Source organism: Amycolatopsis lurida (genome assembly GCF_900105055.1).
GTDB classification, from domain to species: Bacteria; Actinomycetota; Actinomycetes; order Mycobacteriales; family Pseudonocardiaceae; genus Amycolatopsis; species Amycolatopsis lurida.
The window spans coordinates 43,075-65,150 of record NZ_FNTA01000002.1 but is presented as its reverse complement, the minus strand read 5'-3'; the positions used below and the strand labels follow the sequence as shown (position 1 = coordinate 65,150).

At 69.5% G+C, this 22,076-nt stretch carries 19 protein-coding genes; 7 read left to right on the top strand and 12 right to left on the bottom strand.

The features are described from left to right. Nucleotides 1–302: 302 nt before the first annotated feature. The 4 genes from BLW75_RS00695 to BLW75_RS00680 all read right to left on the bottom strand — a co-directional run bounded on the left by BLW75_RS00695 (nt 303) and on the right by BLW75_RS00680 (nt 6,608). Nucleotides 303–830 carry a hypothetical protein gene (locus BLW75_RS00695; RefSeq protein ID WP_034315027.1) on the bottom strand — a complete coding sequence of 176 codons (528 nt, stop codon included), beginning with the start codon at nt 828–830 and terminating at the stop codon, nt 303–305. Between the two features lie 33 nt (nt 831–863). Then, complete coding sequence (locus BLW75_RS00690) at nt 864–1,772, bottom strand: aminoglycoside phosphotransferase family protein (protein WP_034315180.1); 909 nt, start codon at nt 1,770–1,772, stop codon at nt 864–866. A gap of 82 nt (nt 1,773–1,854) precedes the next feature. Then, complete coding sequence (locus BLW75_RS00685; protein WP_091596403.1) at nt 1,855–3,012, bottom strand: HAF repeat-containing protein; 1,158 nt, start codon at nt 3,010–3,012, stop codon at nt 1,855–1,857. 146 nt (nt 3,013–3,158) lie between these two features. Further along, the gene (locus BLW75_RS00680; RefSeq protein ID WP_034315032.1) at nt 3,159–6,608 is read right to left on the bottom strand and encodes an indolepyruvate ferredoxin oxidoreductase family protein; all 3,450 of its coding nucleotides are present in this window, start codon (nt 6,606–6,608) and stop codon (nt 3,159–3,161) included. A gap of 160 nt (nt 6,609–6,768) precedes the next feature. Here BLW75_RS00680 and BLW75_RS00675 point away from each other — a divergent pair, with 160 nt between their 5' ends. Continuing rightward, a complete protein-coding gene (locus BLW75_RS00675; RefSeq protein ID WP_034315034.1) occupies nt 6,769–7,233 on the top strand; it encodes an Lrp/AsnC family transcriptional regulator in 465 nt (154 codons plus the stop codon). A 25-nt stretch (nt 7,234–7,258) separates the two neighbouring features. On the opposite strand, the gene BLW75_RS00670 is transcribed toward BLW75_RS00675, so the two are convergent. After that, entirely contained in the window at nt 7,259–8,227 is a 969-nt protein-coding gene (locus BLW75_RS00670) for a helix-turn-helix transcriptional regulator (RefSeq protein ID WP_241783731.1), read from the bottom strand. Nucleotides 8,228–8,284: 57 nt separating this feature from the next. Here BLW75_RS00670 and BLW75_RS00665 point away from each other — a divergent pair, with 57 nt between their 5' ends. Beyond that, nucleotides 8,285–10,633, top strand: a complete 2,349-nt coding sequence (locus BLW75_RS00665) for an excinuclease ABC subunit UvrA (RefSeq protein ID WP_241783733.1) — start codon at nt 8,285–8,287, stop codon at nt 10,631–10,633. 78 nt (nt 10,634–10,711) lie between these two features. On the opposite strand, the gene yidC is transcribed toward BLW75_RS00665, so the two are convergent. Together yidC and BLW75_RS00655 are read right to left on the bottom strand one after the other, a co-directional pair. Beyond that, entirely contained in the window at nt 10,712–11,512 is an 801-nt protein-coding gene (yidC, locus tag BLW75_RS00660; RefSeq protein WP_034315039.1) for a membrane protein insertase YidC, read from the bottom strand. A gap of 66 nt (nt 11,513–11,578) precedes the next feature. Beyond that, nucleotides 11,579–11,935 (bottom strand): DUF6412 domain-containing protein, encoded by a 357-nt coding sequence (locus tag BLW75_RS00655; RefSeq protein WP_034315041.1) that lies wholly within the window; start codon nt 11,933–11,935, stop codon nt 11,579–11,581. A 63-nt stretch (nt 11,936–11,998) separates the two neighbouring features. On the opposite strand from BLW75_RS00655, the gene BLW75_RS00650 reads away from it, so the two are divergent. The 3 genes from BLW75_RS00650 (at nt 11,999) to BLW75_RS00640 (ending at nt 15,867) form a co-directional block, all read left to right on the top strand. Further along, nucleotides 11,999–13,618 (top strand): ABC-F family ATP-binding cassette domain-containing protein, encoded by a 1,620-nt coding sequence (locus BLW75_RS00650; RefSeq protein WP_034315044.1) that lies wholly within the window; start codon nt 11,999–12,001, stop codon nt 13,616–13,618. Nucleotides 13,619–13,745: 127 nt separating this feature from the next. Beyond that, entirely contained in the window at nt 13,746–14,759 is a 1,014-nt protein-coding gene (locus BLW75_RS00645) for a YdcF family protein (protein WP_091596400.1), read from the top strand. Between the two features lie 286 nt (nt 14,760–15,045). After that, entirely contained in the window at nt 15,046–15,867 is an 822-nt protein-coding gene (locus BLW75_RS00640; RefSeq protein ID WP_034315187.1) for a class I SAM-dependent methyltransferase, read from the top strand. Between the two features lie 4 nt (nt 15,868–15,871). Here BLW75_RS00640 and BLW75_RS00635 read toward each other — a convergent pair whose 3' ends face one another. Further along, complete coding sequence (locus BLW75_RS00635) at nt 15,872–17,473, bottom strand: ABC-F family ATP-binding cassette domain-containing protein (RefSeq protein WP_091596397.1); 1,602 nt, start codon at nt 17,471–17,473, stop codon at nt 15,872–15,874. Between the two features lie 371 nt (nt 17,474–17,844). On the opposite strand from BLW75_RS00635, the gene BLW75_RS00630 reads away from it, so the two are divergent. Next, complete coding sequence (locus BLW75_RS00630) at nt 17,845–18,636, top strand: DUF2382 domain-containing protein (protein WP_034315192.1); 792 nt, start codon at nt 17,845–17,847, stop codon at nt 18,634–18,636. 28 nt (nt 18,637–18,664) lie between these two features. On the opposite strand, the gene BLW75_RS00625 is transcribed toward BLW75_RS00630, so the two are convergent. The 4 genes from BLW75_RS00625 to BLW75_RS43310 form a co-directional block, all read right to left on the bottom strand. Beyond that, nucleotides 18,665–20,332: a serine/threonine-protein kinase gene (locus tag BLW75_RS00625; protein ID WP_034315047.1), complete on the bottom strand. Its 1,668-nt coding sequence runs from the start codon at nt 20,330–20,332 to the stop codon at nt 18,665–18,667. Then, nucleotides 20,329–21,108, bottom strand: a complete 780-nt coding sequence (locus tag BLW75_RS00620; RefSeq protein ID WP_091596565.1) for a hypothetical protein — start codon at nt 21,106–21,108, stop codon at nt 20,329–20,331. The genes BLW75_RS00625 and BLW75_RS00620 overlap by 4 nt, the downstream gene beginning before the upstream one ends. 171 nt (nt 21,109–21,279) lie before the next feature. Next, complete coding sequence (locus BLW75_RS43315) at nt 21,280–21,474, bottom strand: hypothetical protein (RefSeq protein ID WP_167373456.1); 195 nt, start codon at nt 21,472–21,474, stop codon at nt 21,280–21,282. 27 nt (nt 21,475–21,501) lie between these two features. Continuing rightward, nucleotides 21,502–21,684, bottom strand: coding sequence for a hypothetical protein (locus tag BLW75_RS43310; RefSeq protein WP_241783735.1), 183 nt, complete (start codon nt 21,682–21,684; stop codon nt 21,502–21,504). An 88-nt stretch (nt 21,685–21,772) separates the two neighbouring features. Here BLW75_RS43310 and BLW75_RS00610 point away from each other — a divergent pair, with 88 nt between their 5' ends. After that, entirely contained in the window at nt 21,773–22,075 is a 303-nt protein-coding gene (locus tag BLW75_RS00610) for a hypothetical protein (RefSeq protein ID WP_198935771.1), read from the top strand. Nucleotide 22,076: the final 1 nt, after the last annotated feature.

Below are 22,076 nucleotides of genomic sequence, written 5' to 3'. Positions count from 1 at the left end.
TCACAGGTACCTCTCCAACACATGGACCACGCCCGCCGAAACCACCGGACAAACGATTAATGCCCGCTTTCGCGGGCTCTTCCCGGCAGGCGCGTGCACATATTCACGGGTATGCCACAGGGAATTAACACACCTGTGAGGTACACCAGGCAAGCAAAATCACAGAGACCGCGTGACCATTCTTGGTCTTTGTCATACGCGGTCGATTCACCGTTCGCGAATCTGTCAGCCGCACCCCCAAAACGACCGACCTCACTTCGACGGGGGTGGTTACTGGCCAACATGGCCGCGGTCGAGTCGGCCTACTTGGCGCGCCAGGGCGGGACCCAGCCGAGCCGTCTGCAGACCGTGTCGAGGTCGGGATCGGTCAGGCTCCGGCGGTCGGAGAGGTTCGCCGACCGCGGTCCGAGGATCTGCATCCGGTCGACCGCGGTACCCGGATCGCCGATGTCCTTGCGGACCTCGATCAGGAAGTCCGCGTAGAGCCGGAACTGGATGTCGGCAGGCGCCCCGGCCGGCAGTGCCTGCATGAGCCGGGAGTACGCCTGGACGATGCCGTCGGAGCCGTACACGTTCACCCAGGTGTCGAAGCGGCGCTTGTGCGTCAACTCTTCTTCCGTGGGCAGGTCGTCGCTGGTGAACATCCGGTCGAGCATGTCGACGACGGGCTCGCACATGGCACGCTTCTGCTCGGAGATCCGTTCGCGAACCTGGTCGGCGCTCTGCACTCGGGCTTCGAGACGGCGCGCGGCCAGCGCGAACATCCCGGCGACCACGGCCGCGGAGACCGACGCGACGGCCGCGATCACGGCGACGACGATGGCGGACATCCGCCGATCCAACCACGGATCGACGACGGGCCATCAGCGAATGGCCAGGATCCCGGCCAAGACGCGACGCGCGTTCACCGCTTCGCCGTCGGCGCGGCCCCGCGTCCGAGCGCAGGTGACCAGGGTCTTCCACAGCGCCCAACCACGCCCACGCTCCCATTCCGGGCCGTCGATCGAAAGCCGCTCTCGGAACGCCCGCCTGCCGTCGGCTGTCAGCAAGGTCCAGGCGATGGCCAGGTCGCAGGACGGATCGCCGACTCCGCAGGTACCGAAATCGATCACGGCCGCCAGTCGCCCGCCGTCGAGCAGAAGATTCCCCTGCGCGACGTCGCCGTGGAACCACCGATCGACGCCGTCCCAGGGAACGTCCAGCGCCGACTTCCAGAGGTCGCGGGCCGGGCCGACGTCGATTTCGCCGTCCAGCGCCGTGAGCGCGCGCTCGGCGAGCGGGTCGAAGGTGCGCAGGGTGCCACCGCGGAACCAGTTGTGCTTACCCGGCTGAGTGCCGTCCGCGGCATCGATGTTCCGCAACGCCTCCAGGAAACCCGCCAGCTCGAGAGCGAAGCGCACCGGGTCGGAGATCCCGTCCGCGCTCGCGGGTTCGCCGTGGAGCCACCGATTGATCGACCAGGAGAACGGGTAGCCGGCGCCGGGATTCCCCTTCGCCAGCGGGGTCGGGACGGGCAGCGGCAGCCGCGGAGCGAGCACCGGAAGCCATCGTTGCTCCTTGTCCACGGCCAGGGCGTATTCGGCGGCGCTCGGCAGCCGCGCCACCATTTCGTCGCCGAGACGGAAAGTCCTGTTGTCCCAACCGGACTCGGCCACCGGCCGGGCCGGGAGACCGGCCCAGTCCGGGAACTGCTCGGCGACCAGACGGCGCACCTGTGCCACGTCGACGGTGATCCGCCGCGGTGGCGGGCCGAGATCCGGCGTACTGCCCAAGACGGCTTCCTTCGCTCGATTGAGGTGTTCCCACACCGAGTCTCGTGGTGCCGTCCAGTGGATATTCGGCGGCTCCGGGCCGCTAGCCGAGCGTCCAGTACACCGCGCGGGACTTTCCGGCGGCGTTGGAGGCGGTTCCGACCACACGGCCGTTGTCGGTGATCCGGTACCCCTGCGAGCGGGTGCCGCCGGGCAGCGTGCCGAGCTGCCTGCGTTCGCCGTCGAGGAACCAGACAGTCGCCTGGCTCCGGAAAGTGCCTGCCACGGTGCCGTGGGCGTTCACCGATTCGGCGTCGGCGCCGAGCCCGTCGTCAGGCAGCGCGGCGACGTCGCCGTCGAGGTCCCAGATCAGGGCCGATCGGCGAGGCGGGTTCAGGTAGCCGGAACCGACCACATAGCCGGTGGAGCCGATCCCGTAGATCCAGACGGAGTGAGGGCTGGGCCAGTCCAGCGGATGGAGCACGCCGTCCCGATCCCACTTCGCCGGGACCGGGGGCCCGCTACTGGTCACGCGGAAGGATCCGGCGGCCACGCCGTCCCCGTTGATCCGGCTCGCCCCGCTGCTCACACTCTGCGGCGCCAGTTCGGTGATCGGCCCGCCGTCCACCCACCGCACGGCCTGGTTCGCCGCGGAGCGAACGGCGCTGCCGACGACGATGGTGCCGTCGGCGGAGATGCCGTCGGCCATGCTCCAGGTCTCGCCGGGCAACGTCCCGAGGTCCGTCACCACGCCATCCGGATCCCAGCGGAACCCGTGGTATCGGTCGTCCGGCGTCAGCCAGCTCCCGACGACGACGTCGGTGTCGCTGATCGCCCACGCGGTGGCGTTGTGATAGCCGGGCGGAAGCTGCAACAGGGTCGCCTGGCCCGCGGCGTCCCAGCGGGCAGGCACGGCGGTGGTCGCGGTCAGTACGTAACCGGCGGACACCCCGAGGCCGTTGATGGCACGGACCTGCCCCTCGGTGCCGCCCGGCGTCGGCAGCGCCATGATCTGGCCGGTGGCGTCCCACCGGACCGGATGACTGCGTTTCGGGGCCGGGCCCGCCAGTGACAGCCCGACCATCTCCCCCACCTCGTTGACCGCCAGGACCGTGCTCTCGTCGTCCCCGGGCAACGTCCCGAGATCCACCGGCCCCACCGGGGTGGCCTGCGCGGTCCCCGTCGCCGCGCCGGCGACCACGACAAGTGCCGCTACCAGCGAAAAGACCCGTCTTCGCGCCACGGGCACACGATTCCTCATCACGATGACTCCCCGATCCCGATCAGTGGTGTGTCATGCGCGGACCCCGAAGCGACAGTAATGCACCCGAACGACCCGGCGGTCTCGCCGCCGGAAACGTCGTCCGGAAATACAAAAAAGCGCACCACGGCGACAAATTCCGGCCGTCAGGTGCTCGCGCCGAGCCGTTCCCCCTGCACGAGGTCGGTGAGGAGCGCGGTCTGTTCCCGCCGGTAAGCCTCGACGTTCGCCAGTTTGACGTCCTCGTAACCGCGGACCAGATCGGGCAGTTCGGCCAGCGCCAGGAGCCTGCCCCGGTCCGTGCCCTCGGCGCCGAAAGCGGTGAGGATCGTTTCCCGGTACTGCCAGACGAGTTCCCGCTCCACCTTCCGGACATGGGCCTTGCCGAACGGGTCCCAGCGGGTGCCGCGCAGTTTCCTCGCGGCACGCAGCGCGACGAACACCGGGCGGAACTTCGGACCCAGCGCGATCTTCCGCTTCATTCCCAGCGCGCGGAGCACGGGCGGGTGCAGACGGTAGGCGTACCGGCTGCCGACGCCGAACTCCGCCTCGATCCCGGCGAGCACGGCGGGATCGAGCGACAGGCGGGCGACCTCGTACTCGTCCTTGTAGGCCATCAGTTTGTGCAGGTTTCGCGCCACCGCTTCGGTGATGGCGGTCGAATCCCCTTCCAGGACCCGAATCCGCTCGACGAACTCGGCGTACTCCCGCGCATACCGCACGTTCTGGTACCGGACGAGTTCGGGCACACGGATGTCCAGCAGCCGCGCGAGTTCCGACCCTGGCTCGGCCTGGACGAGCGCGCGGGCACGCAGCGTGGCGGCCGACGGGGCGGGGGTCGCGGCGACGGCGGGCGGGGCGATCGCGGCCTGGAGCCCGTCGGGATCGGCGACGAGCTGCCTGCCGCGCCGGAACGCCTGGAGGTTGCCCGCGACGGCGACCCCGTTGAGTGCGATCGCGCGTTCGACGCTGGCCGCGCCCAGCGGAATGGCGCCGGTCTGGTGAGCCGCGCCGAGCTGGAGGATGTTGGCGAACTGGTCGTCGTCGAACAGGGTTTCCGCCAGTGCCCGCGCGTCGAGCGCCACGGTCCGCGCCGCGCTGTCGGAGATCGCGCTCCGCACCGCCGCGGCGTCGGGGAACGAAACGGTGGTGTCGACGACCATCCGGCCGGTCGGCACCTCGGTCGTGGAGACCACGGCCGTGGTCCGGCCGGAGTCGGTCACCGTCAGATTCGCGGGGTCCGCGCCGACGAGGACGTCACAGGCCAGGTAGAGATCGCATTCCCCGGCCGCGAGTTTCGGGGCCTGCGGCGTCGGGTCGGCGGTGATCTTCAGATCCGAGACGACGGCGCCGCCCTTCTGCGCGAGCCCCGTCTGGTCCAGTGTCCGGACCTGCTTGCCTTCGATCACGGCGGCCGTGGCGAGGATCTGCGCGACGGTCACCACACCGGTCCCGCCGACCCCGGTGATCCGGACGGTGAAGTCGGTGCCGGAGGTCTCGGGCTCGGGCAGTTCGGCCGCGGTGATGTCCGCGAGCCGCGCCCGGTGCTTGCGCCCGGTGGGCACCACCGTCATGAACGACGGGCAGTCCCCCGCCAGGCACGAATAGTCCACATTGCACGAAGACTGGTGGATCGTGGTCTTGCGGCCGAACTCGGTGCTCACCGGCTGCACCGACAGGCAGTTCGACTTCTCGCCGCAGTCGCCGCAGCCCTCGCACACCCGCTCGTTGATCACGACTTTGGTGGCGGGGGTTTCCAGTTTGCCGCGACGGCGTTTGCGGCGCTTCTCGGCGGCGCATTCCTGGTCGTGGATGAGCACCGTGACGCCGGGAACGCGGGCCAATTCCTCTTGTGTGGCCAGCAATTCGTCGCGATGCCGGACCTCGACGCCGTCAGGCAGACGGGCACCGCGGAGCCGCTTCGGTTCGTCACTGGTGATGATCACCTTGGCGACGCCTTCGACCAGCAGCAACGACGCCAGCCGGTCCACCGAGAGCCCGCCGACGGCGTCCTGCCCGCCGGTCATCGCGACGGTCGCGTTGTAGAGGATCTTGTAGGTGATGTTCACCCCGGCGGCAACCGCCGCCCGGACGGCGAGGCTGCCGGAATGGGTGAATGTGCCGTCACCGATGTTCTGCACGAAATGCGAGGCGTCGACGAACGGCTCCATCCCGAGCCACTGCGCGCCCTCGCCACCCATCTGGGTCAGGCCGACCACGTCCCCGACCTGTTCCGGTTCCATGAACAGCGCCATGGCGTGGCAACCGATCCCGCCGCCCACCACGGTTCCCTCGGGCACCTTGGTCGACGAGTTGTGCGGGCAGCCGGAGCAAAAATACGGCGTCCTGGTCAGCAACGGCACCGAGATGCGTTCACGGCGGCGCCGCTGCCGCCACGCGGTCACCGAGGGGATCTCGTGGTGGTCGCTCAACCGGGCGGCCAGCACCCTGGCGACGGCGTCCGGGTCGAGCTCGCCGAGTTCGGTGCACAGCGTGCGGCCGTCCGGGCCGGTCTTGCCGTACACGGCGGGCGCGCCGGTGGTGCCGTACAGCACCTCCTTGATCGCCGACTCCACGAAGGAACGCTTTTCCTCCACCACGACGATCTCGCTCAGGCCGTCGGCGAACCGGCGGACGATCGACGGTTCGAGTGGGTGGATCACGCCGAGTTTGAGGATCCGGATGCCGTGCCGGGACAACGCTTCGGCGTCCAGGCCGAGCAGCCGCAGCGCCTGCATGAGGTCCAAATAGGACTTTCCGGCGGTGACGATGCCGACGCGGTCCGCGGGTCCTTCGTGGACGATCCGGTTGACCCCGCTCGCGCGCACATACTCGACGGCCAGCGGCAGGCGTTCGGTGTACAGGCTGCGTTCGAGCGCCATCAGCGTGGTGCCGAGCAGCCGGGAGCTGGGCTTGTGCCGGTACGCGGGCAGCGCCAGCTCCGGCGCCGTCCACCGCGGGCGGACGTGGGCGGTGCTCGCGGCGTCGGCCACGTTCGCCACGAGTTTCATCGACGACCACAGCCCGCTCGCCCTGGACAGTTCGACCGCGTGCAGGCCGAAGTCCAGCACGTCTTGGGAATCGGACGGGAAGAACACCGGCATGGCCAGGTCGGCCAATGCGAGCTCCGAGGCGCACGGCACCGAGGAGGATTTGGCGTTCGGGTCGTCGCCGACCAGCGCCACCGCGCCGCCCGCCGGATCGGTGCCCGCGAGATTGGCGTGCCGCAGGGCGTCCGTCGCGCGGTCCAGGCCGGGTGCCTTGCCGTACCAGAATCCGGTGACCCCGCCGCGGGACGAGCCGACCGACGCGGTGAGCTGGCTGCCCATGACGGCCGTCGCGGCGATCTCCTCGTTCAGGCCGGGGCGGTGCACGACGTCGTGCTTCTCGAGCAGGACGGAGCGGCGGCCGAGCTCGAGGTCGTACCCGGCGAGCGGGGATCCTTCGTAACCCGAGACGAACACGGCAGGTGAGGCCCCGGCGGCGCGGTCGTGCCGCACCCGGTCGAACAGCATCCGGACCAGGGCCTGGACGCCGCTGAGGTAGACGGTGCCGTCCTCCCGCAGATACCGGTCCTCCAACGTGAACTGCTCCACCAGACCTGCCTCCTTCGGCACCCCCACGACGTCACGACAGGAGACCCGACCTCGCGGGCCGCCGCAACAGGCGGCAGTCTATTGGCACCCGGCACGCAAAAAATCCGGCCCATCTTCTCCGGTAGCCGAGATCCGTTGCGTCTGCGTACCATCCTGGCCCATGGCGGACCAGCTCATCGACGAGACCGATCGCGAGATCCTCGAACTGCTGCGGGAGGACGCCCGGCGCACACTGGGCGACATCGGGGCCCGTGTCACGCTGTCGACCGCGGCCGTCAAACGCCGGATCGACCGCATGCAGGAGAACGGTGTCATCGTCGGCTACACCGTCCAGATCGACCACGCCAAACTCGGCTGGGCCATCGAGGCGTTCACCGAACTGCGGTTCACCGGGACCACCAAGGTCGGCGAGATCGTCCGCACCACCACCCGGATGCCCGAGGCCCAGGCGGTGTTCACCATCGCCGGCGATCCCGACGCGCTCGTCTGGCTGCGGGTGCGGGACATGGGCCACCTGCAGCAGACCATCGACGAGATCCGGCGGCATCACCAGGTGACGGGCACGAAGACGCTCATGGTGCTGGACTCCTGGACGCGCGGCCAGCAGTGGCCCCACCCCTCGTGAGTGGTAAGGACGGTTCTAACCGTCCTTACCATTCACGAGACGCGCCGCTCCCCCGCATCAGCCGCTCCCCCGTCCGCGCGAGGTACTCGCCGAATTCCGCGGGTTCCTCCACCGTGAACCCGATGTCGGTGAGCAGGAGAACGACGGCCAGCCACTCGAAGGAGTCGACATGGGCGACGTACCGGCACCTGTCGTCGCCCAAGGCTTCGAGACTCCCGTCGACCCGATGCAGCCGGGCCGCGGCCTCGTCCGCGCCGACATCCAGGGTCAGCGTGATCCGGAGCGATTTCGGGCTGTGAAAGCGGTCCTGGAGGTGAGCCGCGACGTCGTCGACCGGGAGCTCACGCGGTTCGAACGCCACCTCCGTCGTCTTCGGCCCGGCGATGCGGTCGAGGCGGAAGCTCCGCCAGTCCCGCCTGCCGAGGTCCCACGCGTACAGATACCACCGCTTGCCGAGCTGGACGAGGCGCATCGGCTCGACCGTCCGTGACGACGGGCCGTCTTTCGCCGTGTACGCGAACTCAAGGCACCGGCGAGCCGCGATCGCCGCGGCGAGGACGTTCAGGACATCTTGGGTGACCCGCGGCTGCTCTCCGCTCCCGAACTCGACCGCGGCGAGCATTTCGTCGGTCCGCCTGCGCAGTGCCGCCGGCAGGACGCGCCGGAGTTTCGCCGCGGCGCGGTCGGCCGATTCGGCGGTCAGGTCGACTCCGGTGCCGCCCGCCGCGGCGAGCCGCAACCCGAGCACGGTGGCGATCGCCTCGTCGTGTTCCAGCATGAGCGGCGGCAGCGCGGTTCCCGCGACGAACCGGTAGTTGCCGCCAGGGCCTCGGCTGCTCTCCACGGGGTAGCCCAGACCGCGAAGGTGGTCGATGTCCCGGCGAAGCGTGCGCGGCGGGACTTCCATGGCCGTCGCGAGTTCGGCGGCGGGCCACGCCCGGCCGGACTGCAGGAGCGACAACAGCCGCAGCATCCGTTCCCGTGGTGCCGTCACGACGCCTCCAGATAGTTGTGGCCGAAAACCGGCCACATCTCATCGTAACCTCGGTTCATGGTGAAAGTTCAAGCTGACCGTGGCCGGTGGATCACCGTGGAAGGCGCCCGCACGCACAACCTCCGCGACGTTTCGGTGCGGGTGCCGAAACACCGGCTGACGGTGTTCACCGGCGTGTCCGGGTCCGGGAAGTCGTCGCTGGCCTTCGACACGATCGCGGCCGAAGCCGAACGGCTGGTCACCGGCAGCTACCCCGCCTTCGTGCGGAACCGGCTGCCCCAGCATCCGCCCGCCGACGTCGACCGGATCGACGGGCTGGTGTTCACCACGATCGTCGATCAGCGGCGGTTCACCGGCAACGCGCGGTCCACCGTGGGTACGGCGAGCGACATCGCGCCGCTGCTCCGCCTGCTCTTCTCGCGCGTCGGCGAACCGAACGCGGGGTTTTCGCCCGCCTACTCGTTCAACGATCCGGTCGGGATGTGCCCGCGTTGCGAAGGGCTCGGCGTGGTCGACGAGATCGATCTCGACCGGCTGATCGATCGCTCGCGCAGCCTGCGCGAAGGTGCCGTGCGCTTCCCGACGTTCGCTCCCGGGACGTATCGGTGGAAACGGCTCGTCCACTCCGGACTCGTCGACCCCGATGTCACCTGGGAACGCCTACCGGCGACGACGGTCGAAACCCTGTTGCACGCCGAAGGACTCCCCCTCGACTCCCCCGGTCCCGACTATCCCAAGCACGGTCTCTTCGACGGGATCGTCCCTCGGTTGCGTGACACGTACCTGCGCAAGACGCCGTCGCGGCTCACGGCCGAGGAACAGGAAGGGCTCGCCGGAGTGGTCACCCGCTGCGTCTGCCCGGAGTGCGCGGGAACCCGCCTTTCCGAGGCGGCGCGCGGCAGCCTGATCGACGGGCGCTCCATCGCGGACTGGTCGGCGCTGCCGATCGGCGAATTGCGGGACGTCGTCGCGAAAGTGTGCGATCCGTCGGTGGCACCACTGCTGCAGGCGATCCGTGAACGGCTCGACGCCCTGGACTCGGTCGGTCTCGGTTACCTCAGCCTGTCCAGGGAGTCGAGAACGCTGTCCGGCGGCGAAGCCCAGCGCGTCAAGATCGTGCGCCATCTCGGCAGCGCGCTCAGCGACGTCTGTTACGTGTTCGACGAGCCCAGCACCGGTCTGCACCCGCACGACGTGCACCGTCTCCTCGAACTGCTGGCCGAACTCCGGGACGCGCACAACACGATCCTCGTGGTCGAGCACCATCCCGCGGTCATCGCGGCCGCGGATCACGTCATCGATCTCGGGCCCGGCGGCGGTGACGGCGGCGGGCGGATCCAGTTCGAAGGCAGTCCCGGAGAACTCGTCGCGGCCGGCACCGAGACCGGGCGGATTCTCGGTACCCCGCTTCACTTCCGGGATCAGACGCGCGCCGCGCGCGGCGTCGTGACGATCTCCGGCGCCCGCAGCCACAACCTGCGTGACGTCACCGTCGACGTGCCGCTCGGCGTCCTGACCGTCGTCTCGGGGGTCGCCGGTTCCGGCAAGAGCACCCTGATCACGGGCGAACTCCCCCGGCAACATCCCGATTTCGTCGTCGTCGACCAGGCCCCGCTGCGCGGTGGCATCCGTTCCACGCCCGCCACGGTGCTGGGTGTCGCCGAGCCCATTCGCGAAGCTTTCGGGAAGGCCACCGGGAAACATCCGTCGTGGTTCAGCGCCAACGGCCGCGGCGCGTGCCCGGTCTGCAAGGGAAAGGGCGTCATCATCACCGATCTGGCGTTCCTCGACGACGTTCAGACCGGCTGCGACGCCTGTGGCGGCACCCGGTTCAACCCGGACGCGCTCGCCGCCCGCTTGAACGGGCGGACCATCGCCGACGTCCTGGCGATGAACCCGGCGGACGCCGCCGCGCTCTTCGGCGAACACCCCGCGACCGCTCAGCGGTTGCGCTGGCTGGACCGGGTCGGGCTCGGTTACCTGACCATCGGTCAGAGCCTCGACACCTTGTCCGGCGGCGAGCGGCAGCGGCTGCTGCTCGCCCGCCATCTCGCCGACGCCGGCCCCGCGGACGAGCTGCGCCTGGTCCTCGACGAACCCACCGCCGGACTGCACGGCAGCGACGTCGACCGGTTGCTCGCCCTCTGCGACGAACTCGTCGACGGCGGCGCGACGCTCGTCCTGATCGAACACGACCAACGGGTGATCGCGCACGCCGACCATGTCATCGACATCGGGCCGGGCGCGGGAGCCGAGGGCGGGACGGTGGTGTTCGAGGGCACGCCGTCGGCACTGGCCGAGGACTCCGCGTCGATCACCGGGCGTCATCTGCGAACGCGTTCCCGGCGCCGGACGGCGCCGGGAACACCCACCCGCCCGGGAACAGTTCCCGGGCGAGCGCGATGATTCCCCATCGGGCTTTGCCCGACACGCCGGTACCGAACAGTTCTTCGCCTTGTTCCGGGTGATCTGGCCGACAGTCCGCTACTCGATCGCGGCCCGGCTACCGGTCTCCTCCTCCCTGTCGACGATCTTGGTGAGGAAATGCTGCTGTCCCAGCGTCCACACGTTGGTGGCCAGGAAGTACAGCAGCACCCCGATCGGCACCGGGAAGAACGCTCCCGAGACCAGCATGCCGACCGGCGCCAGGTACATCATCAGTTTGGTGATCCCCGCCGTCTCGGGGGCGGCCGCGGTCTGCCGGGCGAGTCCCGAGCGCAGGGAGAAGAACGTGGCCAGGCTCGCGACCAGCATCAGCGGCACCCCGACGGCGATCATGTGGACGTGATCCGTGCCGAACGCGGCCAGCTCCGCCGCCGGCTGGGAAAGCCAGTTGCCGAGCTTCGCGCCGAAGAGGTCGGCGTTCAAGAACGATCGCACCCCGGCGTGGTCGAACACGTGATTCGACTGCGCACCCGGGGTGAAATCGCGCAAAACCCAGTACAGGGACAGGAACACCGGCAGCTGGATCAGCGCCGGGAGGCAACCGCCCAGCGGGTTCGCCCCGGTTTCGGTGTGCAGTTTCCGGATCTCTTCCGCCATCCGCCCGCGATCCTTGCCGTACTTCTCCTTGAGCTGCCGCATCCGCGGAGCGAGCGCCTGCATGCGGCGGCCCGCGCGCAGCGCGCCGAGGGCGGGTTTGACCAGCAGCAGGCGCAGGGTGAAGACGAGGAACACGATGGAAAGCACCCAGGCCACGCCGGAGTCCGGACTCGCAATGGCGCCGAAAACCGTGTGCCAGAACCAGAGAATGGCGGAAACGGGGTACAGGAAGACATCGAACATGACCAGGTCACTCCGTCGGTCGAAGGTGTGTGGGCAGGAGTGACTGCCTCACCTTCGAACGGAAGGTCAGGCAGCCGCGATGCCCAGTGACGGAGCTCGGGGCCGCACGCGGCCACGCGCGTCGGGATCGCGCAGGCTCAAGAACAGCTGCGCGCGTTCGCGCAGGCTGACGGCGCGCACCCGCATCGCGGCGGCCGCCGGTTCCAGGCGGAAGTGCGCCGCAAGCGCCAGCAGGACGGCGACGAGTGACGCGGTCAGGGCGGCGGCGAGGCCGAGCGGGTTGGCGACCGCGACCGACGCCGTCAGCGCGGTGGCCAGGCTCAGCGGGTTGATCCCGCCGACGACCGGGAGCACGACGAACAACTCGGGCAGGAACAGCGCAAGCATCAGCTTGAGCCGCACGCCGAAGTAGGTTCGCTCCACGTCACCGACACTACCGGAGATATTGCGTTGCGTGATTCCCGAGGACGCGGGCAGTCTGTCGAAATGGGTCACGTCGAGGTCGCGCACGTCGAGTACCACCTGCCCGACGGGCGACTGCTCCTCGACGACGTCTCGTTCCGGGTCGGAGAGGGCAGCGTCTGCGCGCTCGTCGGGGCCAACGGGGCGGGCAAGACGACGTTGCTCCGGCTGATCTCGGGGGAGCTGTCCCCCACCGGCGGCTCGGTGACCATCAGTGGCGGGCTCGGGGTGATGCCCCAGTTCGTCGGCTCCGTGCGCGACGAACGGACGGTACGGGATCTGCTCGTGTCGGTGTCGCCGGAGTCGCTCCGCGCCGCCGCCCGCGCGGTCGACGACACCGAACTCGCCTTGATGGAACGCGACGACGAAGCGAACCAGATGGCGTACGCACAGGCGCTCGGCGATTGGGGTGACGCTCGCGGCTACGAAGCCGAAGTCGTGTGGGACAAGTGCACGACGGCGGCGCTCAACCTGCCGTACGAAAAGGCGCGCTGGCGCGAGGTGCGCACGCTGTCCGGCGGCGAACAGAAGCGGCTGGTGCTGGAGGCGCTGCTCCTCGGCGGATCCGGCGTGCTCCTGCTCGACGAGCCGGACAACTACCTCGACGTCCCCGGCAAGCAGTGGCTGGAAGAGCGGCTGCGTGAGACCCAGAAGACCGTGCTGTTCGTTTCGCACGACCGGGAACTCCTCGCCCGGGCGGCGAACAAGATCATCAGCGTCGAACCCGGGCCCGCCGGCGGCGATGTCTGGGTGCACGGCGGTGGCTTCGACAGCTACCACCAGGCGCGCGCGGAACGGTTCGAGCGCTTCGAGGAACTCCGTCGCCGCTGGGACGAAAAGCATGCCCAGCTCAAGAAACTCGTGGCCGACATGCGGCAGTACGCCGCCCGCAGCGACGAGATGGCGTCGCGCTATCACGCCGCGCAGACACGGTTGCGGAAGTTCGAGGAGGCCGGAGCGCCCGCCGCTCCCCCGCGCGAACAGAAGATCACGATGCGCCTGCGCGGCGGCCGGACCGGTGTCCGCGCCGTCACCTGCGAAGGGCTCGAACTCCGCGGCCTGATGAAACCCTTCGACCTGGAGGTCTTCTACGGCGAACGGGTCGCGGTGCTCGGCTCGAACGGCTCCGGCAAATCGCATTTCCTGCGGCTGCTGGCGGGTGAGGACGTCGCGCACGACGGGCTGTGGAAACTCGGTGCCCGCGTCGTGCCCGGCCACTTCGCGCAGACACACGCCCATCCCGAACTGCTCGGAAAAACGCTCGTCGACATCCTCTGGACCGACTACGCGCGAAGCCGCGGGCCCGCGATGAACATCCTGCGCCGGTACGAACTCGACGGACAGGGCGACCAGCGGTTCGAGAAGCTGTCCGGCGGCCAGCAGGCGCGGTTCCAGATCCTGCTGCTGGAGATCGGCGGCGCGACGATCCTGCTCCTGGACGAACCGACCGACAACCTCGACCTCGCCTCGGCGGAAGCGCTGCAGCAGGCGTTGGAAGCCTACGAAGGCACCACGATCGCGGTGACACACGACCGGTGGTTCGCACGCTCCTTCGATCGGTACCTCGTGTTCGGCTCGGACGGACACGTGCGTGAAACCGCGGAACCGGTATGGGACGAACGGCCGGTGCAACGCGCCCGATGACTCACTCCGGCTAGGAAAGGCGACACACCCGAGGAGGATGCGCCCCGCCGTACCGTCGTGTGTTTGAATGCCGCCGCACCGCGTGCCGACACCCGAGCGCCCGCGTCGTCCCCAGGCTGGAGTCCTCGTGAAGGCCGCTGCAATCCCCTTCGCCATCGCGGCTTTGTGCTGCGCGGTTTTCCTGGTGAGCTTCCTTCGTGACCGGCGCCGGTTGCGGAACGGCTTCTACCTCTTCTTCGCGCTGCTGTTCCTCGGCGTGACGTTCATCGCGCTGCTCGCCTCGGTGTCGCCCGAGGCGGCGGGGTTCGTCGCGGTCGGCGTGATCCTGCTGATCATCCCGACGGTCCTCGCGCTGACGGTCTTCCTGATCTGCAACGGGATCACCATGCTCCGCCGCGAGGGACGAAGGCTGGCCAACGTCCTTTCGCTGCTGACGGGGCTCGGCGTCTGCGCGCTGATCATCTTCAACGCGACGGTCACTCAACTCGCCTGGGAACCTCTCGACATCGTTCGAGGCATCCTGAACGGGCTCGTCGTCTACTTCTCGTTCCTGTTCGTCTGCTTCCTCCTGTACTCGATCGTCTACGGCCGCATCCGCACCGAAAAGGGCGTGGACTTCGTCGTGGTGCTGGGCTCGGGACTGCTCGACGGGCACCGGGTGCCGCCGCTGCTGGCGAGCCGCCTGAACCGGGCGAAACGCGTCATCGACGCCGAAGCCCGCCGTGGCCGGGAGCCGATGGTGGTCACCTCGGGCGGGCAAGGACCCGACGAGGACCTCCCGGAGTCTCACGCCATGGCCGGCTACCTGGTCGAGAACGGGCTGCCGAAGGAGCGGATCCTCCTCGAAGACCGCTCGCGGACGACCTTCGAAAACCTCACCTTCAGCGCCGAGATCATGGAGCGGCGAAAGGCGGACTACCGGTGCACGGTGGTCACGAACAACTTCCACGTGCTCCGCGCCGCCCTCACCGCCCGCCGCGCCAAGGTGAACGGGCAGGTCATCGGATCGCCGACGGCCTGGTACTTCTGGCCGAGCGCCACCCTTCGCGAATTCGTGGCCATCCTGGTGGACCACAAGTACAAGAACCTGGTCATCTGCGGTCTCATCGTGCTTTCGCAGATCTCCCGCGCCTTCTCCTGAGGCGTGATCGGACGGACGACACGCGTGATTGAGCGGACGACTCTCGGCGGCCCCTGGCCATGCGCGTGTCGTCCGTCCAGTCACGCGTGTCGTCCACCGGATCACGCGTGTCGTCCGTTCGATCACGCGAAACCACCGGTATCGGCGCTGTGCTTCGTCGAGCGTGTGTGTCGGCACAAGAAACCGGCACCCCGGCGCACATTTCGGGCATAATCGCCCGGAGCGGCGTGACAAATCTCCCGCATCCGTTTGACAACACCGTTTTCACCGCGTCATCGTCCTGCGCATGAGCGCTTACACCCGGCAGGCGATGGCGCGGCTGTTCGACCGGACGGCGGAGACCTACGACGCGCTCGGCGTCGACTTCTTCGGCGCGTTCGCCACCGAACTGCTCGACCGGGCCGGGCTCGTCCCCGGTGAGCGCTTGCTGGATGTCGGCTGTGGACGGGGCGCGGTGCTCTTCCCGGCGGCCGAGCGGGTCGGCCCGCAAGGATCGGTGCTGGGTATCGACCTTTCCGCGGAAATGGTCGAGCGCACCGCGAAGGACATCGAGGCGCGCGGAGTCAACGCCTCGGTTTCCCTTATGGACGCCCAAGAACCGACACTGGACGACGCCGCCTTCGATGTCGTGCTCGCGTCGTTCGTGGTCTTCTTCCTGCCGGACCCGGTCGCCGGTCTGCGGTCCTGGCGTCGCCTCCTCGCACCCGGCGGCCGACTGGGCGTCACCACGTTCGGCGCGGACGATCCCCGGTGGGCGGCCGTGCGCGAGGTGTTCAAACCGTTCGTTCCGCCGGAACTGGCCTGGACACTGGCCGTAAGGGCGGGACTGTTCGCCACCATCGAAGGATTCGGCCAGGCCGTGGAGTCGGCGGGCTTCACCGATGTCACGTCCGTGGAACGCGTCTATCCGGTGAAGTTCGCCGACCCCGGGCACTGGATCACCTGGTCCTGGTCGCACGGCCAGCGGATGTTCTGGGAGCTGATCCCGGAAGACCGCCTCGACGCCGTGCGCCAGGCCGTGCTCGCGGAGCTCGAACCACTCCGCGAGCACGACGGGAGCGTGGTGCTCGCGCAGACCGTGCGCTACACCCTCGCCCACCGCGATTGACGGCTCACAACGCGAGCCTCGGCCAGGACTCCGTGTCCCGCGACAACTGCCGGTCGTGCGTGGCGATCACCACCGCGGCCGGGGTCGTTTCGAGTGCGGCGGTCAGCTCGTCGACGAGGGCGGCGGACAGGTGGTTGGTCGGCTCGTCAAGCAACACGACGTGCGGACGGCGAGCCAGTACCAGCGCCAGGTCCAGCCGCCGCCGCGCGCCGACCGACAGTTCGGCCACCGGCCGGTGCCGGTCGTAGCCGGCGAGCAGGCCCAGCTCGCCCAGCCCCGGCCCGGGGATCCCGGTCCTGGCGAGCTGTTCGTCGTACAGCTCCATCGCCGTCCGCCTGCCCGGCAGCTCGGATTCCTGGCCCAGCCTGCCGATCCGCGCGGACCGCGAACGCGTGACCGTGCCGGTCCCCGGCTCCAGCTCCCCGGCCAGCACGGACAGGAGCGTCGACTTACCCGCGCCGTTGCGGCCGGTGACGACCAGCCGGTCGCCGCTTTCCAGCGCCAGATCCACCGGACGCGCGAGTCGCCCGGCCACCGTCACCCCGGCGGCACGGAGGAGCGTCGCGCCTCCGTGCGCCGGTAGCTCGGGCATGGCGAACCGGGCGGGTGGCGGCGGAACGGCGACCACGTGCTCGGCCAGTTCTTCCTGCCGCCGGTGGACCGCGCGGACCAGCCCGGGTGCGCGTGTGGCGCGGACGTGCCTGCCGGTGCCCTTGGGCGGCCGCCAGTTGTCCCGCAACCGGTTCCGCGCCGCGGACAGGTCGTCGGCCAGCCGTTGCCGCTCGGCGATCTGGTCGGCGTGCGCCGATTCCCAGCGGGCGCGTTCGGCTCGACGGGCCTCGACATAAGCCGCGTACCCGCCGCCATAAACGCGCGGCCGTCCGTCGCTCGACGGGTCGAGGTCGATCACCGTGGTGGCGACGTCCGCGAGCAGGGCCCGGTCATGGCTGACCAGGACGACCACGCCCGGATGCGCGCGCAACCGCTCGGTCAGATGGTCGAGCCCCGCCGCGTCGAGATGGTTGGTCGGCTCGTCGAGCAGCAGGACCGGGTGCCCGGCGCCGAGCAGGCAGGCCAGCCGGACCCGGTGCCGCTGCCCGACCGACAGTGTTCCGAGTGGACGGTCGCGGTCGTCGACGGCGTTCAAGGCCGCCAGTGACACTTCGACACGTCTGTCGGCGTCCCACGCGTCGAGGGCTTCGGCTTCTTCGAGTGCGGCGGCGAAGGCGTCGTCGGCTCCGGGACGTCCGTCGCTGAGTGCCTCGGTGGCGGCCTCGAGCCGGGCCAGCGCGCCGCGGACGGCGGCCAGTTCGAGGTCGATCAACGCGCCGACGGTGTCGGTCGCCCCGAGCGGGATCTGCTGGTCGGCGACGCCGGCCGAACCGGAACGGTGCACTTCGCCGCGGTCGGCGGCCAGGTCACCGGCGAGCACCCGGAGAAGTGTGGTCTTGCCGCGACCGTTCTCCCCGACGATGGCGACACGCTCGCCGGCGGCGGCGACAAGGTCGACCCCGGCGAGGACCGGCCGTCCCCCGAAGGACAGATGGACGCCGGACAGGCGGACGTGCGCCGCGCGCACGGGCGCGGACGAAAGAGGGGATGACATGAAGGAACTGCCTCCGGTGAAAGTGATGAGCAGGAAGAACGAACTCCGGTACCGCGGCTCGCGGCACCGGTGGAGGCGTCGTTCCTCAGAGGAACAGCAGTTGCTGCATCACGATCACGAGGGTAGGTCAGGTCCGGAGCGCACCGCATCCGATTTTCGGGACCACACGTTCGCGCCATCCCCCACGACTGCCGGTCACCCCACCGGCACTCCCTTTCACCTGCGGCGACACGCCGCTCCTAGCCCGCGATCGCGGCTTCAAACCACCACTTTCCGGGGTCACCCACAGGTGCACCACGACGGTTGCCATGATCACCGGCCCGTTCGACGGTGGGTGTCTCAGCAGGCATCTTCCGAAAGGAGCGGGACCGATGGCGAAGACCATGCAGCCGCAGGAACTCATCGACAGTGCCGTGGTCGACCCGACCGGCAACAAGCTCGGCAAGGTGGGCAACGTCTACCTCGCCGACGCGACGCGCCAGCCGGAATGGATCACCGTCAAGACGGGCCTGTTCGGTACCAAGGAAAGTTTCGTCCCACTCTCCGGAGCGCACACGGACCGGGACGGCGTGCACGTCCGCGTCGACAAGGAAGCGGTCACCGACGCACCCCGGATCGAGGCTGACGGCCATCTGTCGGCCGAGGAGAGCGCGCGGCTCTATCAGCACTACGGGCTGCCGATGCCGCGGACCTCGCCGGACGGCCGGATGGACGACCGGGCACAGGGCCGGGGCGACGCCGGCCGGACCAGGGCGGGCACGGACAAGGGAGCGGACACCGGCAGGAAGAACCGGGACGCCGCCATGACGCGGTCCGAGGAGCGGCTGAACGTCGGCACCGAGCAGGTCGAGACCGGACACGTCCGGCTGCGCAAGTACGTCGTCACCGAGGAACAGCAGGTCACCGTTCCGGTCAGCCACGAGGAGGTGCGCATCGAACGCGAGCCGATCACGAACCCGCGCGGTGAGCGCGCCGAGATCGCCGAGGACGAACAGGAAGTCGTGCTCCACGCCGAGAAACCGGTGGTGAACAAGGAAACCGTCGCGGTGGAGCGGGCGAGGCTCAAGACCGAGACCGTCACCGAGGACCACACGGTCTCCGGCAAGGTGCGCAAGGAACAGTTCGAGGTCACCGACGACGAAGGCGAGCACCGCAAGTCGTGACCCCGAAACCGGGAGCGGCCCCCGTGCTTCAGCGCCTGCGCCGGGCACGGGCGGCCGCGACCACGAAACCGGTCGCCACCGCGCCCGCGAGCGAGCAGCCGACACCGAACAGCACGGCGGGCTCGTGCACTCGCAGGACCGACACGCACAGCCACGCCGACGCGCCGAACAGGAGGCCGAGCGCCGGGCCGCCGACGAGAGCGCCCCTCCAGCGGTGACCGTTCCGGATAGTCCGCAGCCCGGATTCCAGGTACGCCAACGCGAACAGGGCGAGGATCAGGCTGCCCGCGCCGAGCGCGCTGGCGAGCGGATGCTGCCGCGTGACGACGGCGAAGGTCATCGGAACGCCGTCGGCCGTCATGGTCGCGGTGACGGCTCCGCCGACGATCCAGCGGGTGATCCCGGGAAAAGCGAGATCGGCACGGAAACCGTCGCCCTCGGGTTTCGGCACCGCCGACGCGGATCCGAGCGGGATCCCGGCGGCCGAAAGGGCGAGGGTCACCTGTTCCGGGCGCCCCGCCCCCGTCACGGCGAACGTCTTGCTGAGATCCACGGCCGCGGACGAGGCGGCGACGCCGTCGATCTTCAGTGTCGTGGCCTCGTGCGGCAGGCGTTCCGGCGTGAGCAGGGTGAGCACCACGAGCGCGATCGCGGCGACCGCCGCGGCCACTCGGAACCAAAGCACCGCACCGGGCCGGGACTCTGGCTCGAAGCTCGCGCGGGTCGCCGACAGCGTCGGATCCGGCGCTGGACGCCGCACCGGCCGTGTCGGGCCGTCTCCGGCCGGGATCCGCGTGCCGAACGCGGAGATCACCCGAGGGGTGAGGTGCCGCACCGGCACCCGGGAGCGTTCCAGCCAGCCCGGTCCGTACACGGCGGTGGCGGCCGAGGCGAGGTCGGCCGCGAAGGTCTCCGCGTCGCGGTACCGGGAGTCGAGCTCGCGCGAGAGGCTGCGCATGACCACTCCGGCGAGCGGCGACGGCACGCCGTCGATCGGGCGCGGATCGGTGAACATGTGCTGGCGCATCATGCTGATCGCGCCGCGGGTGTTGTCGAACGGCAGCTTCCCGGACAGCAGTTCGTAGAGCACCGTGCCCGCCGAGTAGACGTCGGCCGCCGGGCTCAGCGCGTTGCCCATCGCCTGCTCGGGCGCGATGTAGGCGGGTGTGCCGAGGACCTCGCCTCCGTGGGTGACGAGGGTGGCGCCCTCGCTGATCACCTTCGCGATGCCGAAGTCGGCCACCTTCATCACGCCTTGGGTGGTGAAGAGCAGGTTCTTCGGCTTGACGTCCAGATGCAGCACACCCGCTTCGTGCGCCGCGTGGAGCCCGGCGAGCATCGCCAGCCCGATCGCGCAGGCCTGCTCCCCGCCGATCTGCCCGCTGTGGAAGCGGCTGTGCACGGTGCCGCCGTCGAGGCGTTCCATCACCATCAGGTGCTCGCGGCCGGTGCGTACGTAGTCGTACACGGGCACGATGTGCGGGTGGTCGAGGCTGGCCAGCACCCGCGCTTCGCGGTCGAAGAGCTCACTGCCGGCGGCGTGGTTGAGCACGTCCCACGGCAGCTGTTTGATGGCGACGTCGCGGCGCAGTGAACGGTGGACGCCGGCGAAGACGACCCCCATCCCGCCCTGGCCGATCGCGGGTCCGATCTCGTACTGCGGCAGCGCGGCGACGACCTCGGGGGGTGTGCTCATCGGTTGAATTCCTCGGTGGACTCGGGAAGGCGGGCCGTCTCGTCGCCGACGGGCCCCGGCGCGGGATGCGGGGTCAGGTAACCGAGCAGGAACGCGATGGCGGCGGCGCCGAGGACCACCGGGATCTCGATCGCGGGCTCCGGCGGGACGAGCCGCAGCACCGACAGCGAGACGACGGCGACGAGCCCGGTGCCGAATCCGGCGGGCAGGAAACGCAGGCCGCGACGCCACCGGTTGACGGGAAGGCGATGGCGGGCGAGCGCGAGGAGGGCCGTCAGCCACGCCAGCACGGTGAGCACGAGCATCGCGAGCCCGAAAGCGCCGTAGACGGACCAGAAGGATCCGCGGATGTCGGCGACCGTGGCCGCCTCGCCGAGGGTGCCGCGCTGGGCGTCCAGGAGTTCGACCGTCGACGGGAGCAACCCGATCGCCTGACCGGAGAGGTCGGCCATGTCCAGTACGAGGGTCCTCGTGACGCGACTGTGCGCGGGGACTTCGAACGGCATCGTGGTGTCGTAGGCGAAGAAGGTCAGGGCGAGCGCCACACCGGACACCCGCACGCTACGGACCTTGACCGCGGTGCCGCCGCTGTTGGTCGCCGTGACGGTGAGTTCGAGTGGTTTCGCCGGATCGATCACGACCGTGGCGTTGGTGATCGGCCGGTCGTCGAAGGTGACCGCCAGGTCGAGTCCGGCACTGTCCGCGACGGCCGGTGGCGAGCCGAAGAGGACCGCGCACAGACCCAACGCAACCCCTGCCGCGATGACACGTCCCATTTTGCGCATCCCCTGTTTTCCTGATCCGGCTGGTCCGGAATGCTACAGCGAGCACTTACCGGAGAGGGACGTCCCAATGCGTATCGTGGTTCGCCTGATATTCGGCACCGTGACCGGGTTGTTGTTCCTGGTTTCCCAGGTGGGAGCGGGAAACGCGCAGCAGTCCCCTTATCAGTCCACGGTTGGTTTGAAACCTTCGAGCGGCCCCGCGGGGAGTTCGTTCACCATTTCCTGGAATTTCTCTCCGTGCAAAGGACCGATTTCTTTCACCTGGGAAGGAACGGCCCTTACCTCGGCCGGCGCCCCCAGCGGACAGGTCGGGGCGACGGTTCCCGGTAACGCGACGCCCGGCAGCCACACGGTCACGGGAACCTGCACGAACGCGCGGACCGGTCAGCCGTTGACCGGGAACGCGACCTTCCGGGTGACCGGGACCGTGACGACGGCGCCGCCGACGACGACGAAGGTGCCCCCGGCGACGAAGCCGACCGTCCCGGTGACCACCCCGACCAGACCCGGAACGACCACCACCCCGGTCACCACGACGACGCCGCCCACGACCACGCCACCGTCCACAACGGATACTCCCCCGCCGCCGACGGACGTCCCCTCGCCGAGCAGCACCCCGCGGGGTGCGGACGACCTGATCCTCGACCGGCCGAGCGTGCACCCCGGCGACCCACTGTCCGCGACCGGCAAGGGGTGCGTGCCCGGCGAGCGGGTCACACTGACGTCGGACGGCGAACGCGTCGGAGGCGCCTACGCCGACGGCACCGGCGCCTTCACCGCGGCCATCGAGTTCACGCGGATCGAGGCGGGCAGGCACACCGTCGTCGCCGACTGCGGCGTGCGGCTGACCGGTGCCGTCGACCAGGTGGTGACCAGTTCATCCGGCGGGCACGGCGGCACTCTGGTGGTGCTCGTCTTCTTCGTGCTCGCCGGGATCACCGTGATCCGCTTCCCCTGAG

Excerpts from the sequence above, each read along its gene's own strand:
- yidC (WP_034315039.1), bottom strand. The coding sequence starts at position 11,512 with ATGTTCGATGTCTTCCTGTACCCCGTTTCCGCCATTCTCTGGTTCTGG.
- BLW75_RS00620 (WP_091596565.1), bottom strand. The coding sequence starts at position 21,108 with ATGGGACGTGTCATCGCGGCAGGGGTTGCGTTGGGTCTGTGCGCGGTC.
- BLW75_RS00630 (WP_034315192.1), top strand. The coding sequence starts at position 17,845 with ATGGCGAAGACCATGCAGCCGCAGGAACTCATCGACAGTGCCGTGGTC.
- BLW75_RS00675 (WP_034315034.1), top strand. The coding sequence starts at position 6,769 with ATGGCGGACCAGCTCATCGACGAGACCGATCGCGAGATCCTCGAACTG.
- BLW75_RS00650 (WP_034315044.1), top strand. The coding sequence starts at position 11,999 with ATGGGTCACGTCGAGGTCGCGCACGTCGAGTACCACCTGCCCGACGGG.
- BLW75_RS00685 (WP_091596403.1), bottom strand. The coding sequence starts at position 3,012 with ATGAGGAATCGTGTGCCCGTGGCGCGAAGACGGGTCTTTTCGCTGGTA.
- BLW75_RS00635 (WP_091596397.1), bottom strand. The coding sequence starts at position 17,473 with ATGTCATCCCCTCTTTCGTCCGCGCCCGTGCGCGCGGCGCACGTCCGC.
- BLW75_RS00665 (WP_241783733.1), top strand. The coding sequence starts at position 8,285 with ATGGTGAAAGTTCAAGCTGACCGTGGCCGGTGGATCACCGTGGAAGGC.
- BLW75_RS00695 (WP_034315027.1), bottom strand. The coding sequence starts at position 830 with ATGTCCGCCATCGTCGTCGCCGTGATCGCGGCCGTCGCGTCGGTCTCC.
- BLW75_RS00640 (WP_034315187.1), top strand. The coding sequence starts at position 15,046 with ATGAGCGCTTACACCCGGCAGGCGATGGCGCGGCTGTTCGACCGGACG.
- BLW75_RS00625 (WP_034315047.1), bottom strand. The coding sequence starts at position 20,332 with ATGAGCACACCCCCCGAGGTCGTCGCCGCGCTGCCGCAGTACGAGATC.